This window comes from Nonomuraea sp. NPDC050404, assembly GCF_040655495.1.
Lineage (GTDB): Bacteria > Actinomycetota > Actinomycetes > Streptosporangiales > Streptosporangiaceae > Nonomuraea.
Genome location: NZ_JBFAKB010000008.1, coordinates 263,665 through 287,038 on the forward strand (window position 1 = coordinate 263,665; position 23,374 = coordinate 287,038).

At 72.2% G+C, this 23,374-nt stretch carries 19 protein-coding genes; 7 read left to right on the forward strand and 12 right to left on the reverse strand.

Annotated elements, in window-relative coordinates:
• The first annotated feature begins 9 nt into the window (after positions 1–9).
• Positions 10–354: an STAS domain-containing protein gene (locus AB0I81_RS24335; RefSeq protein ID WP_360660302.1), complete on the forward strand. Its 345-nt coding sequence runs from the start codon at positions 10–12 to the stop codon at positions 352–354.
• 42 nt (positions 355–396) lie between these two features.
• Here AB0I81_RS24335 and AB0I81_RS24340 read toward each other — a convergent pair whose 3' ends face one another.
• Entirely contained in the window at positions 397–1,314 is a 918-nt protein-coding gene (locus AB0I81_RS24340) for a hypothetical protein (protein WP_360660305.1), read from the reverse strand.
• A gap of 326 nt (positions 1,315–1,640) precedes the next feature.
• On the reverse strand, positions 1,641–3,071 hold the full coding sequence (locus tag AB0I81_RS24345) for a GNAT family N-acetyltransferase (protein WP_360660308.1): 1,431 nt from the start codon (positions 3,069–3,071) through the stop codon (positions 1,641–1,643).
• Between the two features lie 97 nt (positions 3,072–3,168).
• Here AB0I81_RS24345 and AB0I81_RS24350 point away from each other — a divergent pair, with 97 nt between their 5' ends.
• On the forward strand, positions 3,169–4,062 hold the full coding sequence (locus AB0I81_RS24350; RefSeq protein ID WP_360660311.1) for a LysR family transcriptional regulator: 894 nt from the start codon (positions 3,169–3,171) through the stop codon (positions 4,060–4,062).
• Between the two features lie 7 nt (positions 4,063–4,069).
• Here AB0I81_RS24350 and AB0I81_RS24355 read toward each other — a convergent pair whose 3' ends face one another.
• Positions 4,070–4,579 (reverse strand): hemerythrin domain-containing protein, encoded by a 510-nt coding sequence (locus tag AB0I81_RS24355; protein ID WP_360660314.1) that lies wholly within the window; start codon positions 4,577–4,579, stop codon positions 4,070–4,072.
• 186 nt (positions 4,580–4,765) lie between these two features.
• On the opposite strand from AB0I81_RS24355, the gene AB0I81_RS24360 reads away from it, so the two are divergent.
• Positions 4,766–6,262, forward strand: a complete 1,497-nt coding sequence (locus AB0I81_RS24360; protein WP_360660316.1) for an alpha/beta fold hydrolase — start codon at positions 4,766–4,768, stop codon at positions 6,260–6,262.
• A gap of 243 nt (positions 6,263–6,505) precedes the next feature.
• On the opposite strand, the gene AB0I81_RS24365 is transcribed toward AB0I81_RS24360, so the two are convergent.
• Positions 6,506–7,345 (reverse strand): alpha/beta hydrolase, encoded by an 840-nt coding sequence (locus AB0I81_RS24365; RefSeq protein ID WP_360660319.1) that lies wholly within the window; start codon positions 7,343–7,345, stop codon positions 6,506–6,508.
• 95 nt (positions 7,346–7,440) lie between these two features.
• Here AB0I81_RS24365 and AB0I81_RS24370 point away from each other — a divergent pair, with 95 nt between their 5' ends.
• Positions 7,441–8,271: a maleylpyruvate isomerase family mycothiol-dependent enzyme gene (locus AB0I81_RS24370; RefSeq protein ID WP_360660322.1), complete on the forward strand. Its 831-nt coding sequence runs from the start codon at positions 7,441–7,443 to the stop codon at positions 8,269–8,271.
• A gap of 15 nt (positions 8,272–8,286) precedes the next feature.
• Positions 8,287–8,844 carry a GNAT family N-acetyltransferase gene (locus AB0I81_RS24375; RefSeq protein WP_360660325.1) on the forward strand — a complete coding sequence of 186 codons (558 nt, stop codon included), beginning with the start codon at positions 8,287–8,289 and terminating at the stop codon, positions 8,842–8,844.
• Here AB0I81_RS24375 and AB0I81_RS24380 read toward each other — a convergent pair.
• Together AB0I81_RS24380 and AB0I81_RS24385 are read right to left on the reverse strand one after the other, a co-directional pair.
• Positions 8,841–9,566 carry a nucleotidyltransferase domain-containing protein gene (locus AB0I81_RS24380; RefSeq protein WP_360660328.1) on the reverse strand — a complete coding sequence of 242 codons (726 nt, stop codon included), beginning with the start codon at positions 9,564–9,566 and terminating at the stop codon, positions 8,841–8,843. The genes AB0I81_RS24375 and AB0I81_RS24380 overlap by 4 nt on opposite strands.
• Positions 9,567–9,607: 41 nt before the next feature.
• A complete protein-coding gene (locus AB0I81_RS24385; RefSeq protein WP_360660331.1) occupies positions 9,608–12,637 on the reverse strand; it encodes a discoidin domain-containing protein in 3,030 nt (1,009 codons plus the stop codon).
• A 216-nt stretch (positions 12,638–12,853) separates the two neighbouring features.
• Here AB0I81_RS24385 and AB0I81_RS24390 point away from each other — a divergent pair, with 216 nt between their 5' ends.
• Positions 12,854–14,215 carry a DUF1996 domain-containing protein gene (locus AB0I81_RS24390; protein WP_360660334.1) on the forward strand — a complete coding sequence of 454 codons (1,362 nt, stop codon included), beginning with the start codon at positions 12,854–12,856 and terminating at the stop codon, positions 14,213–14,215.
• A gap of 36 nt (positions 14,216–14,251) precedes the next feature.
• Positions 14,252–15,292, forward strand: a complete 1,041-nt coding sequence (locus tag AB0I81_RS24395; protein WP_360660337.1) for a LacI family DNA-binding transcriptional regulator — start codon at positions 14,252–14,254, stop codon at positions 15,290–15,292.
• Positions 15,293–15,342: 50 nt separating this feature from the next.
• On the opposite strand, the gene AB0I81_RS24400 is transcribed toward AB0I81_RS24395, so the two are convergent.
• The 6 genes from AB0I81_RS24400 to AB0I81_RS24425 all read right to left on the reverse strand — a co-directional run bounded on the left by AB0I81_RS24400 (position 15,343) and on the right by AB0I81_RS24425 (position 23,316).
• A complete protein-coding gene (locus tag AB0I81_RS24400) occupies positions 15,343–16,086 on the reverse strand; it encodes a class I SAM-dependent methyltransferase (RefSeq protein WP_360660340.1) in 744 nt (247 codons plus the stop codon).
• A 75-nt stretch (positions 16,087–16,161) separates the two neighbouring features.
• Entirely contained in the window at positions 16,162–19,074 is a 2,913-nt protein-coding gene (locus tag AB0I81_RS24405; protein ID WP_360660342.1) for an AAA family ATPase, read from the reverse strand.
• A complete protein-coding gene (locus AB0I81_RS24410; protein ID WP_360660345.1) occupies positions 19,071–20,315 on the reverse strand; it encodes an ROK family protein in 1,245 nt (414 codons plus the stop codon). The genes AB0I81_RS24405 and AB0I81_RS24410 overlap by 4 nt, the downstream gene beginning before the upstream one ends.
• Before the next feature lie 86 nt (positions 20,316–20,401).
• On the reverse strand, positions 20,402–21,226 hold the full coding sequence (locus AB0I81_RS24415) for a carbohydrate ABC transporter permease (RefSeq protein WP_360660348.1): 825 nt from the start codon (positions 21,224–21,226) through the stop codon (positions 20,402–20,404).
• The gene (locus AB0I81_RS24420; RefSeq protein ID WP_360660351.1) at positions 21,213–22,091 is read right to left on the reverse strand and encodes a sugar ABC transporter permease; all 879 of its coding nucleotides are present in this window, start codon (positions 22,089–22,091) and stop codon (positions 21,213–21,215) included. Before AB0I81_RS24420 ends, AB0I81_RS24415 begins: the two co-directional genes overlap by 14 nt.
• Positions 22,092–22,110: 19 nt before the next feature.
• Positions 22,111–23,316 carry an extracellular solute-binding protein gene (locus AB0I81_RS24425; RefSeq protein ID WP_360660354.1) on the reverse strand — a complete coding sequence of 402 codons (1,206 nt, stop codon included), beginning with the start codon at positions 23,314–23,316 and terminating at the stop codon, positions 22,111–22,113.
• Positions 23,317–23,374: the final 58 nt, after the last annotated feature.

Here is a 23,374-nt window from a genome sequence, read left to right on the forward strand (position 1 = left end):
GGCGCGCGCGTGACGGAACGTCTGCGCATCACCGAGGCCGAGCTCGACTCCCGCGTCACCGTGGTCAGCGTCGGCGGAGAGCTCGACATGGACACCTGCCCGCTGCTGCAGGCCGCACTGGCCAGGGCGCGGCCGCGGGTCGCGATCGACCTGGGCGCCCTGGCCTCGGCGGACTCCTACGGGCTGACCGTCCTGCTCGCGATGCACCACCACGCACGGGCGTCAGGGGGACTGGCGCTGGTGTGCGGGGTCGGGGACCTGATGCGGGCGGCCTTCCGCCAGCGCGGGCTCGACCAGGTGCTCGACCTGCGACCCACGCTCGCGGAGGCCATCGCCGAACTCCTGGCGCTCTGACGATGCGGACGGAGCGGGTCCGTTCTCCTCCCGGAGAAGGTTTCAGGAAGCCGGCGTCGCCGTCGGGGTTACCGTGGGTGTCTCTGTCGGGGTCTCCGTCGGCGTCTGGGTCGGGGTTTCGGTCGGAACCTCTGTCGGGACGTCCGTCGGAACGTCGGTCGGAGGCGGCGTGACCGTGTCCGTCGGGGTCGGCGTGGGGGTGAGCGTGTCCGTCGGGGTGGGGCACGGGGCCGGGGTCTGCCACTTGGGTACGACGGCGGCCCACCACTGCTTGGCGCGCCTCCAGTCCTTGTAACTCCGCGGGTGCAGGCGCAGCGGCTGCGACAGGTCGACGACGTAGAGAGCCCTGGCCGTCTGCCCGTCGGTGCTGGCCGTCACCGCCACCCAGTCGTCCTGCTCGATCTGCGACTCCTCCGCCTCCCGCTCGCGATCCCCGTTCCTGCCCCGGTTCCGGTCGCGGAAGGTCACCGGCTGCTGGGTGGCCTCGTCGATCGTGTACGCCTGCTCGTGCCCGTCATGGCTGCGTACCGTGAGGGAGTCCGCCGCGACGGTGGTCACCTGGCCGGTCTGGGTGAGCAGCGTGGCGGTGCCGCAGCCGTCCTTGGTGGCCGTCGTGAACTCGCCGTGCATGGTGCCGATGTACCCCCACGGGTTGATCGGCGACAGGGCGTCGATGCCGGGCGGAGGCGTGGGCGTGACGGTCTCGGTGGGCGTCGGGGTCGGAGTCTCGGTCGGGGTCTCGGTCGGGACCTCCGTGGGAGTCTCGGTCGGGGTGACGGTCGGGGTGGCGGTCGGCGTCTCGGTGGCCGTGGGCGTCGGCGTGCCGGTGGCCGCCGAGGCCGTCACGGTCACGGTCAGGCCGGTCGTCGCGATGACCGCGACGGCCGCCACCTTGAGCAGTTGCCGGGGAACCCGCTCGCGGCGGGCCTGCCGTCTTTCGTGCGGTTGGCCGGAAGTCATGGGCGTCACCTGTCCTCCACATCGGGTCGGTGGGATCGGATCGGGGACATGGGCCCTCCGCGCGGCGAACCGGCGCACGGCGACGAGCGCCACGGCGATCACCGGGACGTGGAGGGCGAGGGCTGCTTGTACTGGCGTCGATTCTCGAAGACGAACAGGTCTGATCACCGCGCCGGCACCGCTGTACGGGGTGCGAATGTCCGGCGCGCACGCTAGCTCTGGTTGGACGTCACAAAGACTCGGTGGGTTCCCACCGATTTCACTGCAGTCGTCCCGTTATCGGCTCCGTGTCAATCGCCGGGGCCGGTGCGATGGACCGGCACCCGTCACCCCTGCCGGCGGTAGTGGTACTCGTGCGACGTGGTGAACCCCACGCTCTCGTAGAGCGCGCGGGCCGGCTGATTGTCCGCTTCGACCTGCAGGTACAGGCGGGTGGCGCCGTGCCGTTCCGACCAGCGGGCGGCGGCGGCCAGGACGGACCGCGCCACGCCCCGGCGGCGGTGGCCGGGATAGGTGGCCATGCAGAACAGCCCCGTCCAGCCGTCCTCGGTGACCGCCAGCCCGAGACCGGCGGCGTCCTTGGCCAGCAGCACCGCCTTGGCCGTGAGATGGCCGGCGACGTCCATGTTGCCGGCGTCGCCGCTGACCGTCTCGAACAGCCCGGCCCAGCGTTCCCGGTCGTCGATCTCCTCAACCCCCGCGGAGCCCGCGACGTCCGGCACGGCGTCGGTGGTGGCGGTCATGACGAGTGTGTCGCATTCGCGCGTGTAGCCGCGCCGCGCGAGGAGCGCGTCGAGTTCCCCGTGATACGCGGAGGGGGTCACCTGGACGATCGCGGGCACGCCCCGCTCGGCGTAGTAGGACTCCAGCGCCTCGATGGACGGGGACGCGCCGGGCAGCGGGCGCGCGGAATTGCAGCGCCTGCGGGGCACACCCGGCGTGTGACGCAGGAGCCAGCCGTCGCGTTCCTCGGCGTGCCGGGCGGGCCAGCCGTTGGCGGCGCGCCGCTCGATCTGCCACGGGCCGGAGAGGCGGCACAGCCGGACGAGTTCGGGGACGAGCCGGCGCAACAACTCCTCGTCGCGCGGGTCGCGGGGCGCGTACTCGGTGGTGCCGAGGCCGATGATCTCGTGCCGGGCCGCCAGCGCGGCGACGGACCCGATCAGTTCTTCCGCGGACAGGCCGTCCGGCTCCGGGTAGCCGACGGAGGTGATGCCGTCCAGGACGTCCACGTCCACGTGGACGTACAGGAGCGCGTCCTCGGCGATGCCGGACAGGCCGCCGATGCCCGCGCGCCCGATGTGCTCGGTCTCGGCGGCGTCGAACGATCGCACGCCCGCGAGGGCGATCCGGTCCGGGCGCAGCGTGGGGGAGCGCACCAGGTCGGCGGGGCCTTCGCCCTGCAGGGTGCGCAGGATCATGCCGTGGAAGCCGCCGCCGGGCGACGTGGTGGGCGTGTTCATGTCGGGGTGGGCGTCGAACCAGGCCACGGCCAGGCGGTCGCCGTGCCGGCGCAGCGCGGCGGTGATCGGTTCGAGTTCGACGCCGCAGTCCCCGCCGACCGTGACGACGAAGCCGTCGCGGGGCAGCGCCGCCCGTACGCGGTCGGCGGTCTCGGCCAGGGTCTCGCCGGTCGCGACCCGTACGTGCCGGGCCTCCGGCACCATGGCGGCCAGCCGGGAGGCGCCTTCGGCCAGCCTCGGCGCGGTGGGCGAGCGCGACCCCTGCCACTGCGGGACCTCAACGACGGTCAGCATCCTCAAAACTCCTTCTCTTAACGTTTCCCGCAGTTTCGTGTCCCGGCATCGGCAACGTCCACTTAGTAATGCTGCGCCGATCTGTAAGATGAGCTTGATGCTGGATCCGACCAGGTTGCTGCTGCTGCGCGAGTTCGCCGAGCACGGGACGATGACCGCCGTGGGCGAGGTCTGCGGCATGACCTCCTCGGCCGTCTCGCAGCAGCTCGCCGTGCTGGAACGGGAGGCCGGGGTCGCCCTGTTCGAACGGGCCGGCCGCCGGGTCCGCCTGACGGCCGAGGGGCAGCGGCTCCTGGGGCACGCCCGCATCGTGCTGAACGCGCTGGACGCCGCGCGAGAGGATCTCCGTTCCGCCTCGACGCCGCGCGGCCCCGTACGGGTGGCGTGCTTCGCCACCGCCGCCCTGCACCGCCTGCTGCCCGCGATGGCCGAGGCCAGGACCCGCCACCCCGGCCTGTACGTGATCATCCGCGAGCTCGAGCCGCGCGAGACGACCGAGGCCCTGCGCGGCGGCGACTGCGACCTCGGTATCGCCTTCACCTACAACCTGATCCCCGAGGACCCGCCCGCCGGGATCACCCGGCACTTCCTCGGCGTCGAACCCCTCCTGCTCGCCCTGCCCGAGAGCCACCCCGCCGCGGCGGGCGAGGTGGACCTGCGAGTCCTGCGCGAGGAGTCGTGGATCGCCGGCTCCCGGGGCACCAGCGACCACGAGATGCTCGACCGCGCCTGCGCCCTGGCGGGCTTCCACCCGCGCATCATCCACACGGCCGACGACTACGCGCTGGTCCTGCGCATGGTCCGCGAAGGGCTGGGCGCGAGCCTGGTGCCCGAACTGGTCGCCACGGTGATCGGCGTGCCCGACGGCGTCGTGTTGCGCCCGATCCGCACGACCGAGATCACCAGGACCACCCACGCACTCGTACGCACCGTGACCCCGGCCGTGCGCGCCGTGCTCGACCTGCTCGGCGCCGCACCGCCGCGACCCTGAAGGGGGATCAGCGTCCGTCCGGGGTCTGTGCCGCGTCGCCGGTGAGCAGGAAACCCGGCCTGGTACGGTTCCAGCCCGGCACGTCCAGCTCGTTCAGCGCCGAGACGATCCGCTTCTCCTCATAGACGAAGTGCGTCTCAATCAGCGCGGCCAGGGTGTCGATCTCCCGGCGGACCTCGCCGGGATCCTCCTCGTCCAGGCCGTCGATGAGCGCCTGAAGGCGTCGCAGGGAGTCCTCCACCAGCAGGTGGTCGCGGCGCAGCTCCTCCAGCACCGGCTCCAGCCCGGGGTGCCGCGCGGCCAGGGCAGGGAACGCCCCGTCGTCCTCGCCGGTGTGGTGCCGGTTCAGCGCCGAGCAGAAGCTCAGGCAGTGGGCCCGCAGATCGCGGGGACGAGGGCCGCCGTCGAGGTGGGCGTCGACGTTCTCGCGCAGGGCGGTGAGTTCCTCGCGCAACCAGAGGTGCACCTCGATGAGCTGGTTGCCGAACGCGGTGAGGCGTTGCCCGGATGCCGTCATGTGCGGTTCATCCCCTGAAAGTCCTGTTTGGCTACTAATCTCGTCATCGTTACCATTTATCCTCCATGTGCTGATTGGGTGGACGATCGGCCCCAGCCTCCCCTTTTGGGCTGATTGTCGGTGGGAGTCGGGGCCGATCGTGCGCCGTGCGGGCGGCCCGGCCCGCCGATCAACGATAGGAACGATGTGCCCAAGAGAACTTCCCTGCTCGTCACCACTCTCGCCGCCGTGGCAACGGTGCTGTCCGCCACGGCGGCCTGTGCGGCCGACGAGACGGTGGCCGGTGAGAACCCCCCGGGTGCCGCCGGCAAATCCGGTATCGCCTGGAAGCCGTGTGAGGAGGAGCCCTCCGTCGAGTGCGGCACGGTGAGGGTGCCGATCGACTGGTCCAAGCCGGACGGTCGCACGATCGACCTGGCCCTCGCCCGGCGCAAGGCCACCGACCCCGCCGCGCGGATCGGATCCGTGCTGGCCAACCCGGGCGGACCGGGCAACTCCGGCGTGGAGGACATCTACCGCTCCTCCCGATTCAGTGCGGAAGTCCAGCGGCGCTTCGACATCGTCAGCTACGACCCCCGTGGCGTCGCCCGCAGCGGTGGCCCGGTGACCTGCTCGGGCCCGGTGTTCAACGAGATGCCGAGCCCGATCATGAAGAGCCAGGCCGACTACGACAAGTGGATCGCCTTCAACAAGAAGCTGCACGCGGACTGCCGCCAGCGCACCGGCCCCCTGTACGACCACCTCGACTCGGTCAACGTGGCGCGCGACATGGACGCCATCCGGGCGGCGCTCGGCGATGAGAAGCTGACCTCGTACGGCGTCTCCTACGGCACGCTGGCCCAGCAGATGTACGCCGAGCTGTTCCCGGACCGGATCCGGGCCATGGTGCTGGACGGCAACATGGACCACAGCCTGAGCGTCAAGGCGTTCCAGGTGAGCGAGGCGGCCGCCGTCCAGGACGCCTTCGACGAGTTCGTCGCCTGGTGCGAGAAGGACACCGAGTGCGTCCTGCACGGGCGCGACGTCCGCGCGTTGTGGAAGAAACTGCTCGACAAGGCGGATCGCGGCGAGCTGTACTGGCCGACCGTCCCCGACGCCCAGATCAGCGCGCACAACCTCAGATGGCTGGGCGTGACCATGAACGAGGGGCCCACCTGGCGGCTGGCGGCCAAGGTGCTGCACGCCCTGGACGGCGGGCCGGTGCCGGATGACATGCCGGGCCCTCCGGGCAACCCGCCCGTGCACGGTCCGACCGCCGAACTCCCCACCGCGATCCTCTGCCAGGACCACAACCTGGCGCTGCGGAACTACAACGAGTACGCCGGCGTGATGAGCGGCGCCAACGCGGTGGCCCCGGACATGCGCTACAACCCGATGCCGATGGGCGACATGCCGATCTGCCAGGGCCACCCGGTCACCAACCCGCAACACCGGCTGCGGTACAAGGGCAGCACTCCGCTGATGGTGACCACCTCCCTGCACGACCCCTCCACGCCGTACGCGTGGTCGGCGAACGTGGCCAAGCAGCTTGGCTCCAAGGCCAGGCTGTTCACGTACGAGGGCTGGGGCCACGGCATCTACGGCAGGACCCAGTGCACCACGGCCGCCCTGGACGGCTACCTGATCTCGGGGACCGTGCCCGCGCAGGGCGCCCGCTGCCCGGCGGAGCCGCCGCAGGGCTAGGGGTGAACGCCGGGCCGGGCCGTGAGCCGGCCCGGCACCGGCCATCAGCCGCGCAGGCGGCCCGCCGGCCGCGAGCGCGTCGAAGAGGCCCTGGACCGGCTCTGCGCGCTGGTCGACGAGTGGGTCGCCGCCACCTGACCCAGGGCGGTGATCATGATGGAGATCGGGGATGCGCTGCCGGGCGACGTGGAGGCGATCGCCACACTCATGGCCCGCGCCGCTCTGACCGGAACGTGCGCAGGCTCAGCCCAGGAACGCCGCCGTCGCCGCCGCGAACCGGCCGGGATCGTCGATCCAGGGGAAATGCCCCGCCCCCTGCTGGACGGCGAACTCGGCGGCCGGGAACAGCGCGGCGACCCCGGCGGCGACGCCCGGAGGCGTGTTCATGTCCACCTCCCCGGCCAGCACCAGCACCGGCGCGCCGAACGCGGCCAGCGCGGCGCGCGTGGCCTCCGGATCGAAGGCGCCATCGGCCCCCCAGAAGGCCGCGGCCCCGTCGTTGCGATGCTCCTCCTGGCCGGCGTCGTAGGCCCGCACCGCCTCGTCCCAGCGCCCGTACACGAAGGGAGTGACGGCCCGCCACCTGTCCGCGGTGGCCTCGCCGGCCAGGATCGCCTCCAGGGCGGCGAACGCCTCGGGGAACCAGGGCTCGTCCGCGCGCAGCCGGGCGATCCCGAGCCGGTCCTGTCCGGTGACGGGAAGGCCGACGGCCCTGGTGCTCGGGGTGATCAGGGCGAGCCTGGCGACGCGTCGCGGATGGCGGGCCGCGTACAGGACGGCGAGGTTCGCGCCCGCGCAGTGCGCGAGCAGATCGAACCGGTCAAGGCCCAGATGCTCGCGCAACGCCTCGACATCATCGACGAGCCGGTCACACCGGTACGAAGCGGGATCCGCCGGCACCGCGGACCGTCCGGCGCCCCTGGGGTCCAGCAGGATCAGCCGGCGATGCGCGGACAGGCCGCCGAGGTCGCCCAGGTAGACCGTGTCCTGGACCGGGCCGCCGGGCAGGCAGATCACCGCGGGGCCCGCGCCACGCACGTGGTAGGCGAGTTCGGTCCCGTCGTGCGCGGAGAAGGCAGGCATGGCGGGATCCTGGCAACGGCGTCCGGCCCGCGCAACAGATTTTCCGCATCCCGGGCATGGAACGCCGCCGCCTCCTGATTCGGTACGGTCGGTGCATGACGATCTTCGGTCCCGCCATCGACGTCCGCCCCATGTTGCCTGTCGAACGCCAGTCCATGCTGGCGCTTCTGCGCGCCCTGGATCCGGCGGACTGGGCGGAACCGACCGTCTGCCCGGGGTGGGACGTGCACGACGTCGCCGGCCACGTGCTCAACGACTACCTGCGGCGCCTGTCGGGTGGCCGCGACGGGCACGCGGGGGCCGTCTTCGCCGACGACGAGACGCTGCCGTCCTACCTCGCCCGTACCAACGACGAGTTCGTCAGGGCCGGCCGTCAGCTCAGCCCGCGCCTGCTCACCGACCTGCTGGAACACCTGGGACCCGACCTGGACGCCCTCTGGGCGGCCCGCGACCTGCACGCGCCCGCCGGCCTGAACGTGTCCTGGGCCGCCACCGACATCGACAGCCCCGCCTGGCTCGACATCGGCCGCGAGTACACCGAGTTCTGGGTCCACCACCAGCAGATCCGCGACGCCGTCTCCCGGCCGGGGGCCACCGGGCCCGAGCTCATGGCGCCGGTGCTGGACGTCTTCGCCCGGGCCCTGCCGTTCACCCTGGGCAAGCACCACCGCCCCGACGGCACGGTGGCCCGCCTGGAGGTGGTGGGGCCGGCCGGCGGTCAGTGGAGCGCGGTCCGGCAGGATGGCCGGTGGCGGATGACGATGGCGGGCGGGGAACCCGCCGCGCGCGTCTCGATGGACCAGGACACGTTCTGGCGGCTGGCGAGCAGGGGCATCACGATCGAGGAGGCCCGCGCCCGCTCGAAGCGGAGCGGTGACCACGAACTGACCGCCGCGATCACGACGTTGCTCGCGGTCGTCGCCTAGACCAAGGGGGATCGGATGATGCTGGAGACCGAGCGGCTGGTGTTGCGCCGCTGGCGCGAGGAAGACCTGGAAGCGCTGGCCGCGATCGACGGGGATCCGGAGGTCATGCGCTTCATCGGCGACGGTTCCGTCCGTACGGCGGAGCAGACGGCGGCCACGCTGACGGCCATGGAGCAGCGGTGGGAGGAGCGCGGCTTCGGGATATTCGCCGTGGAGTTGCGCGAGAGCGGCGAACTGGCCGGCTGGACCGGGCTGACGGTTCCCCTTTTCCTGCCCGAGGTGCTGCCGGCCGTGGAGATCGGCTGGCGGCTCGCACGGACCCACTGGGGCCGCGGCATCGCCACCGAGGCGGCCACGGCGGCGCTGCGCTACGGCTTCGTCAAGGCGGGGCTGGACCGCGTCATCAGCATCTGCCACGTCGACAATCACGCCTCCGCCCGCGTCATGACGAAGCTGGGCATGCGCCAGGAGCGCGAGACCAAGGTCCCGGCCACCGGGCAGCCGGTGCGCGTCCTGGCGATCACCCGTGACGAGTACTCCGTGATCAGCCGGCCGGGTTCCGCCACTCGTTAAGAGAACGTCTGCTCCACCAGGTCGAGGTGGGCGTGCGCGGCGGCGACGTACGCGGGCGGGCCGAACGACGCGTACTCGCCCAGCAGCCGGCGCAGCGTGGCCACCTGCTCCGCCCAGGAGGCGCCGGGCGCGTCGGGACCCCCGACCAGGGTGACCATCCGGGGCGTGTCCGGCGAGCGGCGGGCGATCCGCTTGGCCGCGATCGGGATCATCCCCAGCAGCGCCGGCCGCCGTTCGACGGGCGATGCGGGGATCGGCGGCTCGGGCTCGCCGCCGCCGTGCAGTTCGGCGAAGGTGGCGGGGAACCGGTCGAAGCCGTGCCGGTCGAGGATGACCTCGCTGTCGGCGGCCCAGCCGGCCCGCGAGACCGGGTGGACGTGCCAGTCGACCCAGAGCGGAAGCCCGTCCACGACGTAGTTGAGGCTGAGCGCCCTGGTGCCGCGCGGCCCGTTCTGGCGGGCGTCGAAGACGGCCGTCAACGTGCCGGGGACGGCGGGCAGGGCGGCGGGCGCCGCGTAGTCGTCCAGGCGCGCGTCGTCCACGACCACGAGCAGGTCGATGTCGCTCCAGTCGTCGAAACGGCCCGTGCCGAGCGAGCCGAGCAGGGCGGCGCCGGCCACCCCAGGGTCGTCGCCGAGGCCGGCGGTCGCGGCGGCGAGCCAGCGGGACCGTAGGCGGGCGAGGCGGGGGGCCGGCGGCGCCAGGCTGCTTTCCGTGCTCATCGGGACATTCGATCTTCCCGGGTGGAGCGGCGGCAACCCGTTTACCGGTAGACGCCGAACTCCCACAACGAGTAGCCGTAGGCGGTGGCCCGCTGGGTGAGGGCGAGCCGTACGTGGCGGGCCGAGGCGTTCAGGTCGAAGCCGTCGAAGCCGCCGTCGCCGTTCCCGACGACCTTCAGGTCGGTCCAGGTGGTCCCGTCGGTGGAACCCTGCAGCCGGTACGCCCGCGCGTACGCCTCCTCCCACCCCACCTGGACGTGCCTGATCGCGGTGACGGCCCCCAGGTCCACCTGGATCCACTGGGCGTCGGACCACTCGCTGGCCCACCGGCTGGTGAAGCTGCCGTCGGTGGCCCGGCCGGGCGTGAACGGGCCGCCGTCGCCGGTGGCCTGGTGACTGGAGGCCGTGGTCGGCCTGCCGAGGGCGACGTTGACGCCGTTCACCGTGGGCGGCACCACGCGGAACGAACGCTGCTCGATGCCCACGTTGCCGTGGCCGTCGTGGGCGTACACGTACACCTTCCACACGCCGAGCCGCTCCGGCGCGGTCACCGACAGGCGGCCGGGGGCGGGCTGGGTGAAGCGGGCGTGCCGCAGGCCGCGGTTGCCGGTGATGTGCTTGTCGCCGAGCATGACGTGGTATCGGATCAGGTCGCCGTCGGGGTCGGAGACGCTGGTGTCGATGGTGAAGGCGCCGCCCGCCGGGACCGCGGTCGGTGAGCCGACCGTCATCGCGGTGATCCGTGGCGGGGTGTTCGCCGGGGGCAGGCCGGTGTAGGCCTGACGCAGTTCGTGGTAGCCGTGCCTGCGCCAGCCGCCGGGGGTGACGTTCAGCCAGACGCCGCCGAAGTCGTTCTCCAGGCCGTAGTGGAACATGGTCGCGCCGAGCGCCACCCCGGTGTGCCCGGCGATGGCCCGCCACGAGTCGGCGTACATGCGGCCCTTGTCCAGGTCGCCCGGCTCGTCGGGAACGCCGTTGACGTCGTCCGGCACCTCCCACTCGCCGTCGGGACCCGCCTCGGTGACGATGTACGGCTTGCCGTACCCGCCCGCGACCCAGTCCTGGCGCACCGTGTCGATGGCCCCGTAGGAGTTGACGGCCAGCAGGTCCAGCGCGGGGGAGTGGGCCTTGTAGTAGGTCCAGGCGTGGGTGTAGGCGTCGGTGGAGGTGACCGGATGGTTCGGATCGGCCGCGTGCACCGCCTCGGCCACCTCGTTGACGAACCTGGCGTAGGCCACCCGCCGCTGCTCCACCACGTCGGCGGGCAGGCCGTGGTCCTGCATGGTCAGGATGACCTCGTTGCCGACGTCCCACATCAGCACACCCTGGTGGTGCTTGAGCGCGTTCACGCGGGCGACGATCTCGTTCTTCACACTCGTCCTGTACGCGCTGTCGCCCGCGTAGTCCGCCCCCTGGTTGAGCCAGTGACCGACGATGACCTTGATGCCGTGGCGGGCCGCGGAGTCGAGCAGCGCCGGGGTGTGGGTGTCGTCCACGCCCCACAGCCGGATCGTGTTGACCCCCATGGCCTTCAGGTCGCGCATGTACCCGTCGGCGGCGGCCTGCGGCGGCCCGTAGGTGATCCCCTTGATCTGGTACGGCGCGCCGTTCACGGTCAGCCGCCAGTTCCCCTGACCGCCGGTGACCTTGACGACGCTCGGGCCTGCCGGGACCGGCGGGTCGGTCATCGGCGCGGGCGCCTGGCCGGTCCGCCTGGCGACCGCCACCCAGTCGGCGCTCAGCACGCCGCCCGAGGTGGTCTCGGGGGAGGGGGTGGTCCGGCCGGCGACGGCGTTCGGCAGCGAGCCGCCGATGGCCAGGTCGAGGCGCAGGTAGAAGCCGTGGTGCACGGCCGCCTGCCAGGCCGCCACGCCGACCTGGCTCTGCCGTACGATCCAGGTCTGCCTGCCGTCGAGGTAGAAGCGGATCTCCTCATCCGTCTTGGTCCGGTCGATGACCTGCGCGAACTCGTGGTATCCGGTCGTGCAGCCGCCGCAGGTGGCCAGTCCGCCGGTGCGGCCGTCGTACTCGTTGCAGACGCCGCCGGGCGCGGTGCCGCAGTGCAGCGTGCCGGAGACCTCGTCGCGGCCGTTGACGCTGGTCATGATGTCGGTCTCGCCGACGCCCGGCCAGTTGTTGAAGTTGCCGCGGTAGGCGGCGCCGGTGGCGCGGAAGCCGGGCCAATAGCCCAGGCCGGATGCGACGTCGGGCAGCTTGAGCCGGGCGCTGAAGCGGACCATCTCGCCGGGACCTGCCGCGAAGTCGGTGCGGCGGGTCTCGACGCGGCCGGAGGTCCACCTGCCCGCGCCGTCCCTGACGGCCCTGATGCCGAGGTGTCCCGCGCCGTCGAGGCTCACGTTGGCGGGGTCGGCGGTCATCGTCTCGACCTCGCCGGTGCCCCAGTTGGCCGGGCCGCCGGGATAGGAGGTCCCGGTACGCAGGATCCAGCCGTCCGAGGCGGGCGAGGCGCCGGCCGGCCCGTTGAAGTCCTCGCGCCACACCTCGGTCCACTCGTCGGTGCCGTCCTGCCCGGTGTGCACGCGCAACTCCCACAGGGAGTAGCCGTAACCGGTGGCGCGGGCGGTGCCGAGCATGCGGACGTAGCGGCCGGTGCCGGACACGGTGTGGGTGTCGGTGCCGCCGTCGCCGCCGGTGACGGTCGCCAGGTCGGTCCAGGTGGCCGCGTCGGCGGAGATCTGGAGCCGGTAGTCACGGGCGTGGGCGGTCTCCCAGGACAACTCGATCTGGCAGACCTGCCGGGCCGCGCCCAGATCGACCTGGATCCACTGCGGGTCGCTGAACGCGCTCGACCACCGGGTGGCGGTGTCGCCGTCCACGGCCGCACCGGCCGGGGTGCCGGCGCCCTCCGTCGAGGAGGAGGTGACGGGCCTGCCGAGGGCCGCGTTCTGGGTGCCGCAGGCGGCGTTCCCGGCCAGGGCCGCCGTCGCGGTCGCGGTCGCCGTCGCGGCGGAGGCCGGGCCGGTGATCGCGGGGCACAGCCCGGCCAGGCATGCCATCAGGGCGATGATGAGCACCGGCCGTAAGCGGCGCGGATGTCGGACGGTGAACACGTTCTCTCCTCGTGCCGGTGCAGAATGTGGGAGAGCGCTCTCCGTACCCGGAGATTGCTTCCTGTGTACGCGCGTGTCAAGACCCAATTAGTCACCCGGCCGAAATCCACAGGTCATCGCCGCGTGACCGGGAATCGCCTCTTGACAACGGGCCGCATCGGCGTTCACCCTTCACGGAGAGCGCTCTCCTGCACCCGCATCGCAAGGAGAGGCACCATGCCCGTGTCACGAAGAACAAGACCGGCGATCTCGGCCGCGATCGCGGTCGTTGCCGCGGTGGCCGCGACCGGCCTGGCCACAGGTCTGGCCACTGCCCTGCCCGTGAACGCCGACACCCTGCTCTCCCAGGGCAGGCCGGCCGCCGCCTCCTCCTCGGAGGGCGGCGCGCACGCCGCCGGCGCCGCCTTCGACGGCGACCCGGCCACCCGCTGGTCCAGCTCCTTCGCCGACCCGCAGTGGATCCAGGTGGACCTGGGCGCCACAGCGACGGTCGGCAAGGTCGTGTTGTCCTGGGAGGCGGCCCACGCCCGCGACTACAAACTGCAGATCTCGCCCAACGGCTCCTCCTGGACCGACCTGGCGACCGTCACCGGCGGCGACGGCGGCACCGACACCCACACCGTGTCCGGCACCGGCCGCTACGTCCGCATGCTCGGCACCGCCCGCGCCACCGGTTACGGCTACTCCCTGTGGGAGTTCCAGGTCTCCGGCAGCGGCGGCGGCACGACCACGCCCAGACCCAAGCCCACCTACACCGACGAGGTCACCCACCACGAGTTCCAGGCCAACTGCTCGCCGGCCGCCAACCGGCCCGACGACCCGATCGTCTACCCGGGCCTGCCCGGTGCGTCGCACATGCACACGTTCGTCGGCAACGTCACCACCAACGCCCACAGCTCGACCTCCTCGCTCCTGGGCGGCGGCACCTCCTGCACCAACCCGCACGACAGATCCGCCTACTGGTTCCCCAGCTTCTACAAGGGCGATCAGCTCATCGAGCCGGTGGGCAACCAGGTGATCTACTACAAGTCGGGCATCCTGGAGTACTGGCGCGTCCAGCCGTTCCCGCAGGGCCTGCGGTACGTCGTCGGCAGCCCCGGTTCCACCCGTGAGCAGTTCCGCGACCATCCGGGCGCGGTCGAGGGCTTCGAGTGCGGAGACCTGGCCAAGAGCTGGGACATCCCCGCGTACTGCGTGCCCGGGAGCCAGGTCAACGTGCGCTTCCAGGCGCCCAGCTGCTGGGACGGCGTCAACCTCGACAGCGCCGACCACAAGAGCCACATGGCCTACCCGGTCGGCGGCTACTGCCCGGCGGGCCATCCGGTCGCGGTGCCGATGCTGGAGTTCAAGATCGCCTTCCCGGCGAGCGGCGACCTGTCGCAGGCCCGCCTGTCGAGCGGGCGCGGCTACTCCTGGCACTACGACTTCTTCAACGCCTGGGACGACATGCGCATCCTGGACGCGCTGGTGACCCATTGCATCAACGGCGGCCTGCAGTGCAACCCGCGCGGTTACGACCTGTACAAGCCGCATCGGGGCGCGGCGCTCACCCCGGACTTCCAGTTGCCCCAGGGATAGGAGAGCGCTCTCCCAGCTCTGTGTTATAAAAAGCTGGTGACTCAACCGTCTTCGGGGGGATCTCCGACGCTGGAGGACGTGGCGCGGGTGGCGGGAGTCTCCCGCGCCACCGTCTCCCGGGTGATCAACGGCATCCGCAACGTCGATCCGGCCATCCAGGACACGGTCCGGCGGGCCGTCGCCACCACCGGTTACGTGCCCAACCGCGCCGCGCGTTCCCTCGTCACCCGGCGTACCGGGGCCGTCGCCCTGGTCCTGTCGGGCGCGGGCGCCGACGGCGATCCCTTTCTCGGGGCGATACTCACCGACCCGTTCTTCGGCCGCGTCGTCGGCGGGATCGTCAGCTTCCTGCGTCCGCGCGGCATCCATCCGACGCTGATGTTCGCCGAGAGCGGCCAGAGCCGTGACCAGGTGCTGTCCTGCCTGCGCCAGGGCGACGCCGACGGGGCGCTGCTGGTCTCCACGCACGCCGCCGACCCGCTGCCCGCGCTGCTCGTGGAGTCAGGCGTGCCCGCCGTGTTGTTTGCCCGCCCGCCCGCGCCGGTCCCGATCAGCTACGTGGACGTCGATCACCGGGCCGGCGCCGCGCTGGCCGCCGGCCACCTCCTCGCGCTGGGCCGCCGCCGCGTCGCGACGATCTGCGGCCCGCTCGGCGTGCCCGCCGCCCAGGCGCGCCTGGCGGGCTTCCAGGACGAGATGGCCCGGCACGGCCACGCCTTCGTCCGCCACGAGGAGGGCGGCTTCACCTACGACAGCGGCGAACGGGCCATGGAACGGCTGCTCGCCCAGGAGCCCGCGCTCGACGGCGTGTTCGTCGCCAACGACCTGATGGCCCAGGGCGCCCTGCACGCGCTGCGCCACCACGGCCGCTCGGTGCCCGGCGACGTCGCCGTGGTCGGCTTCGACGACAGCAGCGCCGCCACCGCCTGCCGCCCGCTGCTGACCACCGTGCGCCACCCGGTCGAGGACATGGCCGCCGAGATGGGCCGCCTGCTGCTGGCCCACATCGAACAGCCGGGCCGCCCGCCCACCTCGCTGATCTTCGAGCCCTCGCTGGTGTTGCGGGACTCCGCCTGAACGCCTCCTTGTTGGGTGCAGCCACCCCTGCGCCCAAGGGCCGTGCCGGGTCAGTCCTCCGGCGGGAGGCGGTAGACGCTCACGTGCGAGCGCGACTCCGCGGTGAACTCCGCCCCGGACCAGTCCGCGTGCCGGCTCTCCAGCTCGAACCCGGCCAGTTGCGCCATGAGGTCCAGCTCGGCCGGCCAGATGTAGCGGTGCGGGCTGCGGAACAACTCGGCCCGCACGCCCTCGTCGAACCTGAAATGGTGCGAGACCACCTGCTGGCGCAGCACGTCGTAGGTGTCCAGGCCGATGTAGCCGGGCTCGTTGTGCCAGACCGTGGCCTGCTGGCCCGGCGGAAGCTTGCGCAGCTCCGGCACCCAGAGCTCGATCACGAACCGCCCGCCGGGCGCCAGGTGACGGGCGGCGTTGCGGAAGCAGGCCACCTGCCCGGCCTGGGTGAGCACGTTCGAGATCGTGTTGTAGACGAGGTAGACCAGCGTGTACCGGCCCGGGGCGACGGCGGTCGTCATGTCCCCGGTGATCACGGGGATCGTGGCCTCGTCCGCCTTCTCACGGAGCCGGTCGATCATCGGCGGGGACAACTCGATGCCGGTGACGGGCACCCCCCGCGCGGCCAGCGGCACCGCCACCCGCCCGGTCCCGACGGCGAATTCCAGCGCCGCCCCGCCGCCCGCCAGCTCGGCGAGCCGATCCACCGTCGGATCCAGGACCTCGGACGCGAACATGCCGGTGCCCGGCGTGTCGTAACCCGCGGCGACATCGGCGTTCCAGATCTCTTCCTGAAGCATGGCGCCAACGATGGCCGCGGAACGTCCGCTTTGTCCACCGATTAAGCCGGTTCACCGATTCGGGCCCGACGGCGGTCAATTCGTGCGGCCGCCGGTGAGGACATGACCGAGCTGGCTGCGCGAGGTGATGTCCAGCTTGGCGAAGACCTTGCGCAGGTGGTACTCGACGGTGCGCGGGCTCACGAACAGCTGGCTGCCGATCTCCGAATTGGTCAGCCCCTTGGTGGCGAGCCGGGCGATCTGTCCCTCACGGGGCGTCAGGTCACCGGCGGCCGGCACGCCGCGCTGCGCGGTCTCGCCGGTGGCCCGCAACTCCCGCGCCGCCCGCTCGGCGAACGCCGTCATCCCCATCGTCGCGAACAGCCGATAGGCGGTACGCAGTTCCTGGCGTGCCTCGATCCGCCGCCGTTCCCTGCGCAGCCATTCACCGTAGAGCAGGTGGGCACGGGCCAGGTCGGGCCGCAACCGGGTGCGGCCGAACCGCTCGATCGCCTCCCGGTAGAGACCCTCGGCCTTCTCCGGCTCGCTGACCAGCGCCCGCGCCCGCGATTCGGCCCCGAGCGCCCAGTCGGCCGGGCCGGCCTGGACGTTGTGCGCGAGTTGTTCGAGTGCCCGGCCGGCCAGTTCGAGGTCGCCGGTACGGGCGGCGGCCTCCACCAGTTCGGGGGCGGCCCACTGCGCCGCGCCCGGCGTGGGCGGGTCCGCGCAGGCCCGCTCGGCCGCCGCGCACGCCAGGTCGTACCGGCCCAGGCCGTTGTAGAGCACGGCCGCGGCCCAGTCGGCGACGGTCAGCCCGGCTCCCTCGCCGCGCGAGGCGGCCTCGCCCGAACCCACCCGCAGCAACTCCTCCGCCTCGGCCTCGCGACCGCGCCACGCGGCCAGCGCGAGGCCGCCGTGGTCGGTGACGCGCAACCCGGTCGAGGCGACGATCGCCTGCACCTCCGCGCTGAGCGCCGCCGCCTCGGCCAGCTCACCCTCGAAGAGGTGCACGGTGATCCGCGAGCCGAGGGCCAGCGACAGCTCCGCCAGCGCGCCGGCGTCCCTGGCCAGGGCGACGTGGCGGTCCGCCAGCGCGCGGCAGGCGTCGCCGTCCCACAGCGCGACGGCCGCGGTGAAGGCCGGCCAGAGGTAGCGCGGATCGTCGTGGCGGACAAGCCCGTCGATCGCACGCCGCAGCCGCGGCGCCGCCACACCCGGATCGGCGACGAAGTGCAGTGCCAGCCCTCCGAGCAGCTGATCCACCGAACCGCAGCCCTCCGACTCCACCGAATGCGGCCCGCCGTCCTCCCGTGCCGATGGGTGCGGGTGGCTGTCTTCCCGTGCCGCGAAATGCGGCTGGCTATTCTCCCGTGCCCCTGAAGGCGGGCGGTTGCCTTTTGGCGTTGCCGGGGCCGCCAGGATGGCCGCCGCGATGGTGCGCGGGTCACCGCCGCCGAGCGCCAGGCGGCCGGCGAACATGGCCGCGGACAGCGCGTTCAAATAGGTGTCCCGGGCGAGGGCCGGATCCAGCGGCTGGAGTTGCCGTGCGGCGTCGAGCAGCGCCACGGAAGCGGCGTTCCCCCGGCTCGCGGTGAACGCGATCTCCGCCCGCACCAGCGCCGCCCCGGCACGCTGCCGCTCGTCCAGCGGCCCCGCCAGCGCCATCCCGAGCAACCCGGACGTGGCGTCCGGCGCGCCGGCCTCCTGCTTGGCGCGGGCCGCCGCCAGCGCGCGTTCGGCACGGCGGCCGGGATCGGGGGTCAGCTCGGCGGCCCGCTGCAGGAACGCGGCCGCCGCCGCCAGGCCACCACGAACCTGCGCGCGCCCGGCCGAGCGGACCAGGTCGGCCGCGACCTGCTCATCGGCCCCGGCCACGGCGTGCGCCCGATGCCAGGCCCGGCGGTCCGGGTCGGCCTCCGCGTCGGTCGCCTCGGCCAGCGCGTGATGAGCCCGCCTGCGCTCGCCGGCGCCCGCGGCCCGGTACACCGCCGTACGCACGAGCGGATGACTGAACCGTACGCGGGCGCCGAACTCGCACAGGTCGGCCTCCACCGCCGGAGCCGCCGCGGCCGTGCCGATCCCGACCCGCTCCGCCGCCCGCCAGACCAGGACCGGATCCCCGAGCGGGTCGGCGGCGGCGATCAGCAGCAGCCGCCGCGTCTGTGGCGGCAGCGGCTCCAGGCGCGGGCGGAGAGCGTCCTCGCTCAGGCCGGGCGGCGCCTGGAGGTCCGGCAGGCCGAAACCGCCCGCCAGCGCGGCAGGCGTCATCCGGTCCAGCAGTTCCAGCAGCGCCAGCGGGTTGCCGTGCGCCTCGGCGACGATCCTGTCGCGTACCGGGCGGTCCAGCGGGACGGGCAGCACCGAGCGCAGCAGCGCCTGCGCGTCCTCGTCCCGCAACCCGCCGATCGCCAGCTCGGGCAGGCCGGACAGGTGCTGGGCGTCGCCGCTGCGGGCCGCGAACACGCACGCCACCGGGTTGGCGCTCAGCCGGCGCGCGACGAACGCGAGCACCTGGGCGGAGGCGCCGTCCAGCCACTGGGCGTCCTCGATCACGCACACCAGCGGCCGCTCCTCGGCCACCCCCGCGAGCAGGGTCAGCACGGCCAGGCCCACCAGGAACCGGTCGGGCGGCGGCCCGGCGCGCAGCCCGAACGCGGTGCCCAGCGCGTCACGCTGCGGCTCGGGCAGCCGGTCGAGCCGTTCCAGCAGCGGGGCGCAGAGCTGGTGCACCGCCGCGTACGGCAACTCCATCTCGCCCCGCACGCCCACCGCCCGCGCCACCCGGCAGCCCGACGACTGCGCGATGAGGTATTCCAGCAGGACCGACTTGCCCACCCCCGGCTCCCCGCGCAGGACCAGCGGCTGGCTCTGACCGGCACGCAGCGCCGCGACCAGCCGGTCGAGCCGGTCGCACTCGGCGCGTCGCGGCTTGAGTAAGCGGTGATGGACGGGACGCAGGTCGCGAAACCGTCTCCCATGGTTGTGGTTCGCCTCGAGTAAGCCGGTCATCGTGCTCCCCTTTCAGACATGGGATCGGCGGCGATGAGCGCTTCGAGGGGCAGCAGCGCCGAGCCGGTGGCCACGGCGTCGCCCCCGAACTTGGCGACCAGGAGCTGGAACTGGTCGCCCGATCTGGACAGGCTGTGCTTCTTGATGGCGGCGGTGATGCGGTCGCCCAGCGACTCCATGAGCCGCAGGCCGACCCAGCCGCCGATGACGATCCGTTCGGGGCCGGTCAGGTTGACCATGCCGCCCAGCGCGGCCCCCAGGCAGTCGATGACGTCGTCCACGATCGCGCTCGCGGCGGGGTCGCCCGCGTGCGACGCGGCGATGAGCGCGCCGATGGCCCGCCAGCCGGTGCCCTCGAAGACGCCGCCGCTCTCCTGCCACGCCGAGAGCATCGCGTCGGAGCCCAGGTATGCCTCCACGCACCCCCGGTTGCCGCACCGGCACACGCGCCCGCCGCGTTCGATCACCATGTGGCCCCACTCGCCGGCGCTGGAGCGTGAGCCGAAGGTCACCTGGCCGGCGGTGACGATGCCGAGACCGACGCCGCGGCCGAGCAGGGGGACCAGCACGTGGTCGGCGCCGCGCGCGTTGCCGAACCACAGCTCGGCCCTGGCCTGCATCTTCGCGCCGTTCTCCGCCAGGACGGGTACGCGGCCCACGTCGCACAGATCCCGGACGGGCACGGGCGGCCAGCCGAGGCTCTGGGCGTACAACATCTGGGATCCGTCGGCGGCCGTCTCGACCACGCCCGGCAGCCCGAGGCCGATGCCGAGCAGGGTCGGCCACCGGTCGGCGTTGCGGTCGCGCAGTGCCACCAGCGCCTCGTGGATGTCGGCGCCGATGCGCTCGGGGTCCTCCTCCTCCGCGCCGCCGCGGAACTCGCGGTCGATGCGGTTCATCGACAGGTCGAACATCTCCAGCGCGACCCCGCGCTCGCCGACGTCGGCCCCGATGGTGATCGCGCTCTCGGCGCGGGGACCGATCAGTGTGATGGGCCGGCCGCCGCGCGAGGAGACCGAGCCGCGCTCCTCGACCAGGCCCGCGGAGATCAGTTCGGCGACGAGGTTGCCGGCCGAGGCGGTGGACAGGCCGCTGTCCTGGGCGATGGTGGCCCGCGTGGTCTCCTGGGCGAGGATCACCTGCTTGAGCACCAGCGCCCGGTTGCGCTGGCGCAGCGTGGTGACCGTGGACACCTCGGGCAGCGAGAGCAGGGGCCGGCCGGATCCGAGTTCGGGGCTCATGAGTCCCACCTCGTCACATCCAGGGCCCGCAGCTGGTTGTGTTCGTGGATGAGATCTGTCATGGACATCCTTGCTTTCTTGCTTGATCACTTGAGGCCGGACAGGGTGAATCCCCGTACGATGTGCCGCTGGAAGACGATGAAGACGATCAGGATGGGCACGACCATGAGCGTCGAGCCGGCCATCTGGAGCGAGGGGTTGGTGGCGATCTGCCGGTTGAGCAGCGACAGCCCGACCGACAGGGTGTAGAGCCGCTCGTCGTCGGCGATGATCAGCGGCCACAGGAAGCTGTTCCAGGAGCCGATGAAGGCCAGCACGATCTGCACGGCCATGACCGGCCTGGACAGCGGCAGGACGATCCGCCAGAAGATCCGCGCCTCGCCCGCCCCGTCGATGCGGGCGGCCTCGATCATCTCGGCCGGGACGGTGGACATGAACTGCCGGAACAGGAAGACCCCGAACCCCGAGACCAGACCCGGCAGCGCGATCCCGATCAGGGTGCCGGTCAGGTTGAGGCCGTTGAGCAAGAGATAGACCGGGACCATCGTCACCTGCACCGGGACCATCATCGTCGCGAGCACCAGGAAGAACAGCGGGCCGCGGCCACGGAAGCGGAACTTGGCGAAGCCGTACCCGGCCATTGCCATGAGCGGCACCCCCGCCATGCCGATCAGCACGACGCCCGCCGTGTTGAGCAGGTAGCGGCCGAAGTCCAGCTCCGCGAACAGCCGCGCGTAGCTCTCGAACGTGGGGTTCTGCGGCAGCAGTCGCGGCGGGTGGGCTACCGACTCCGAGCGCGGCTTCACCGAGGCGAACACCATCCAGAGGAACGGGAACGCCGTCAGCAGCGCCCCCGCGCCGAGGACGGCGCCGATGGCCACGGTCGGCTTCCGGGCGTCAGCGATCCGCATCGGACCTCCGCGCGCGTACCTGAAGGAGCGTGATCCCGGCGATGATCAGGAAGAGCACCAGGGTGCCGGCTCCGGCGTAGCCGAACCGGCCGGCGGTGAAGCCCTCCTGGTACAGGAACAGGGACATGCTGGTCGACTCGCCGAGCGGCCCGCCCTTGGTGAGCACGAACGGCTCGTCGAACAGCTGCAGCCAGGAGATGACCGTGGTGACGGCGACGAAGAAGAACGCGAAGCGCAGCAGCGGGATGACGATCGAGACGACCTTGCGCACCCCCGAGGCGCCGTCGAGCTCCGCGGCCTCCAGGTACTCCCTGGGGATGGACTTCAGCGCGGCGAGGAAGATGATGATGTTCAGGCCCGTGCCGCGCCAGACGGCCACGAACGCGACGGAGATCTTCACCAGCACGGGGTCGCTGAGCCACTGCGCCCTCGGCAGTCCCGCGAGCGACAGCAGATGGTTGAGCAGGCCGAACTGCGTGTTGTACAGGTAGCCCCACACGAGCGAGACCGCGACGATCGCGGTGATGGCGGGGGCGAAGTAAAATGCGCGCAGCGCGCGGAAGAAGCGGTTCTCGCTGCGGTGCAGCAGCAGCGCCGCCAGGAACGACACGACGATCACGGCGGGGACGCCGAGCAGCGCGAACAGGCCGGTGTTGGCCAGGGCCTGCCAGAAGCCGTGGTCGGCGAACAGGTCGCGGTAGTTGTCGAGGCCGACGAACTCGATCCTGGAGTAGTCGGCCAGGCCCGCGAGGTCGAGGTCGGTGAGGCTGACCGGCAGCGCGAGCAGGATCGGCAGGACGCCGAAGGCGAGCAGCAGGAGCAGGGCGGGGGCGACGAAGGCGTAAGGGGCGAGAGAGGGTTTCATGGACGGCTCCCTTCGCCGGTCAGGCGGCCGGTGTGCCGGTGGTCGCCGCGTACAGGGCCCGCAGGGCGGTGTCGCGGTTCGTGCCGGTCAGGACGATGGAGTTGAGGGCGTCCAGGAGGGCCTTTCCGGTCTCGCCGTCCCAGTTGGGCACCGGCGGCAGGGGCCTGGCGTCGCGCAGTTGCCGGATGTAGATCGAGACGAGCGGGTCGGCGGCGAGCTCCGGATCGTCCAGCGCGGCCTTCGCCGCCGGGAGCTGGCCGTCGAGCCCGTACCAGGTGAGCTGGGTCCGCGGCTCCGCGAGGTGGTCGAGCAGGCGCAGGGCGCCGTCCTGGTCGTCGGTCGCGCCCCAGACGGCCAGGTTCGAGCCGGCCAGCAGCGAGGTACGCGCCACGCCGCCGGGAAGCGGGGCGACCGACCACTTGCCGGCCAGGTCCGGTGCGGCGGCCCTGATGGCGCCGGCCAGGTAGGGGCCGGAGACCAGCATCGGCGTGACGCCGGAGACGAAGCCCTGGAGCTGGTCGAAGTCGAGGTCGGCGGGCACGCTCCGGTCGGTGTACAGGCCGGTGTAGAGGTCCACGGCCCGGTGGAAGGCGGGGGTGTCGAAGTCGATCGTGCCGCCGCCATCGACGATCGTGCCGCCGTTGGCCCAGGTCATGAGGACGGGCAGGGTGGTGTCCCACTGCGGGATGTGGAAGCCGTACTGTCCCTGGCCCCGGCCGGCGAGCGTCCTGGCCTGCGCGCGCAGTTCCTCCCAGGTGGCGGGCGGGCCGGTGAGGAGGTCGCTGCGGTAGAACAACACGCGGGTGTCGCTGACCCACGGCACGCTCACCTGACCCGCGCCGGTCGCGATGCCGTCGAGGAAATTGGCCGGGACGAGGCCGGGGTGTTCCTTCAGCGCCTGCCCGCCGAGCGTGAGCAGGGCTTTGGAGGCGGCGAACGCGGGCAGCTTGGACAGGCCGATCTGCAGGACGTCGGGCCCGTTGCCCGACGCCACGGCGGTGGTGAACTTCTGGTCGATGGAGTCCCAGGGGATGGCGACGGTGTCCACGCCGATGCCGGTCCGGTCGGTGAAGGGCTTGACGAGCTGCTGGAACCGGGTGGAGCTGTCACCCATGATCCAGACGGTCAGCTCCCTGAGACCGCTGCCGGCGGGGGCCGACGCGGAGCAGGCGGCGACCGTGAGCAGGATCGCGGCGACGATCGTGAGGCGGAACCTTCCTGGCATGTCGCCTCCCCAGGTTTTATAATTGGCTTAGCATAAGTCATAGACAAAGTAACCGTGA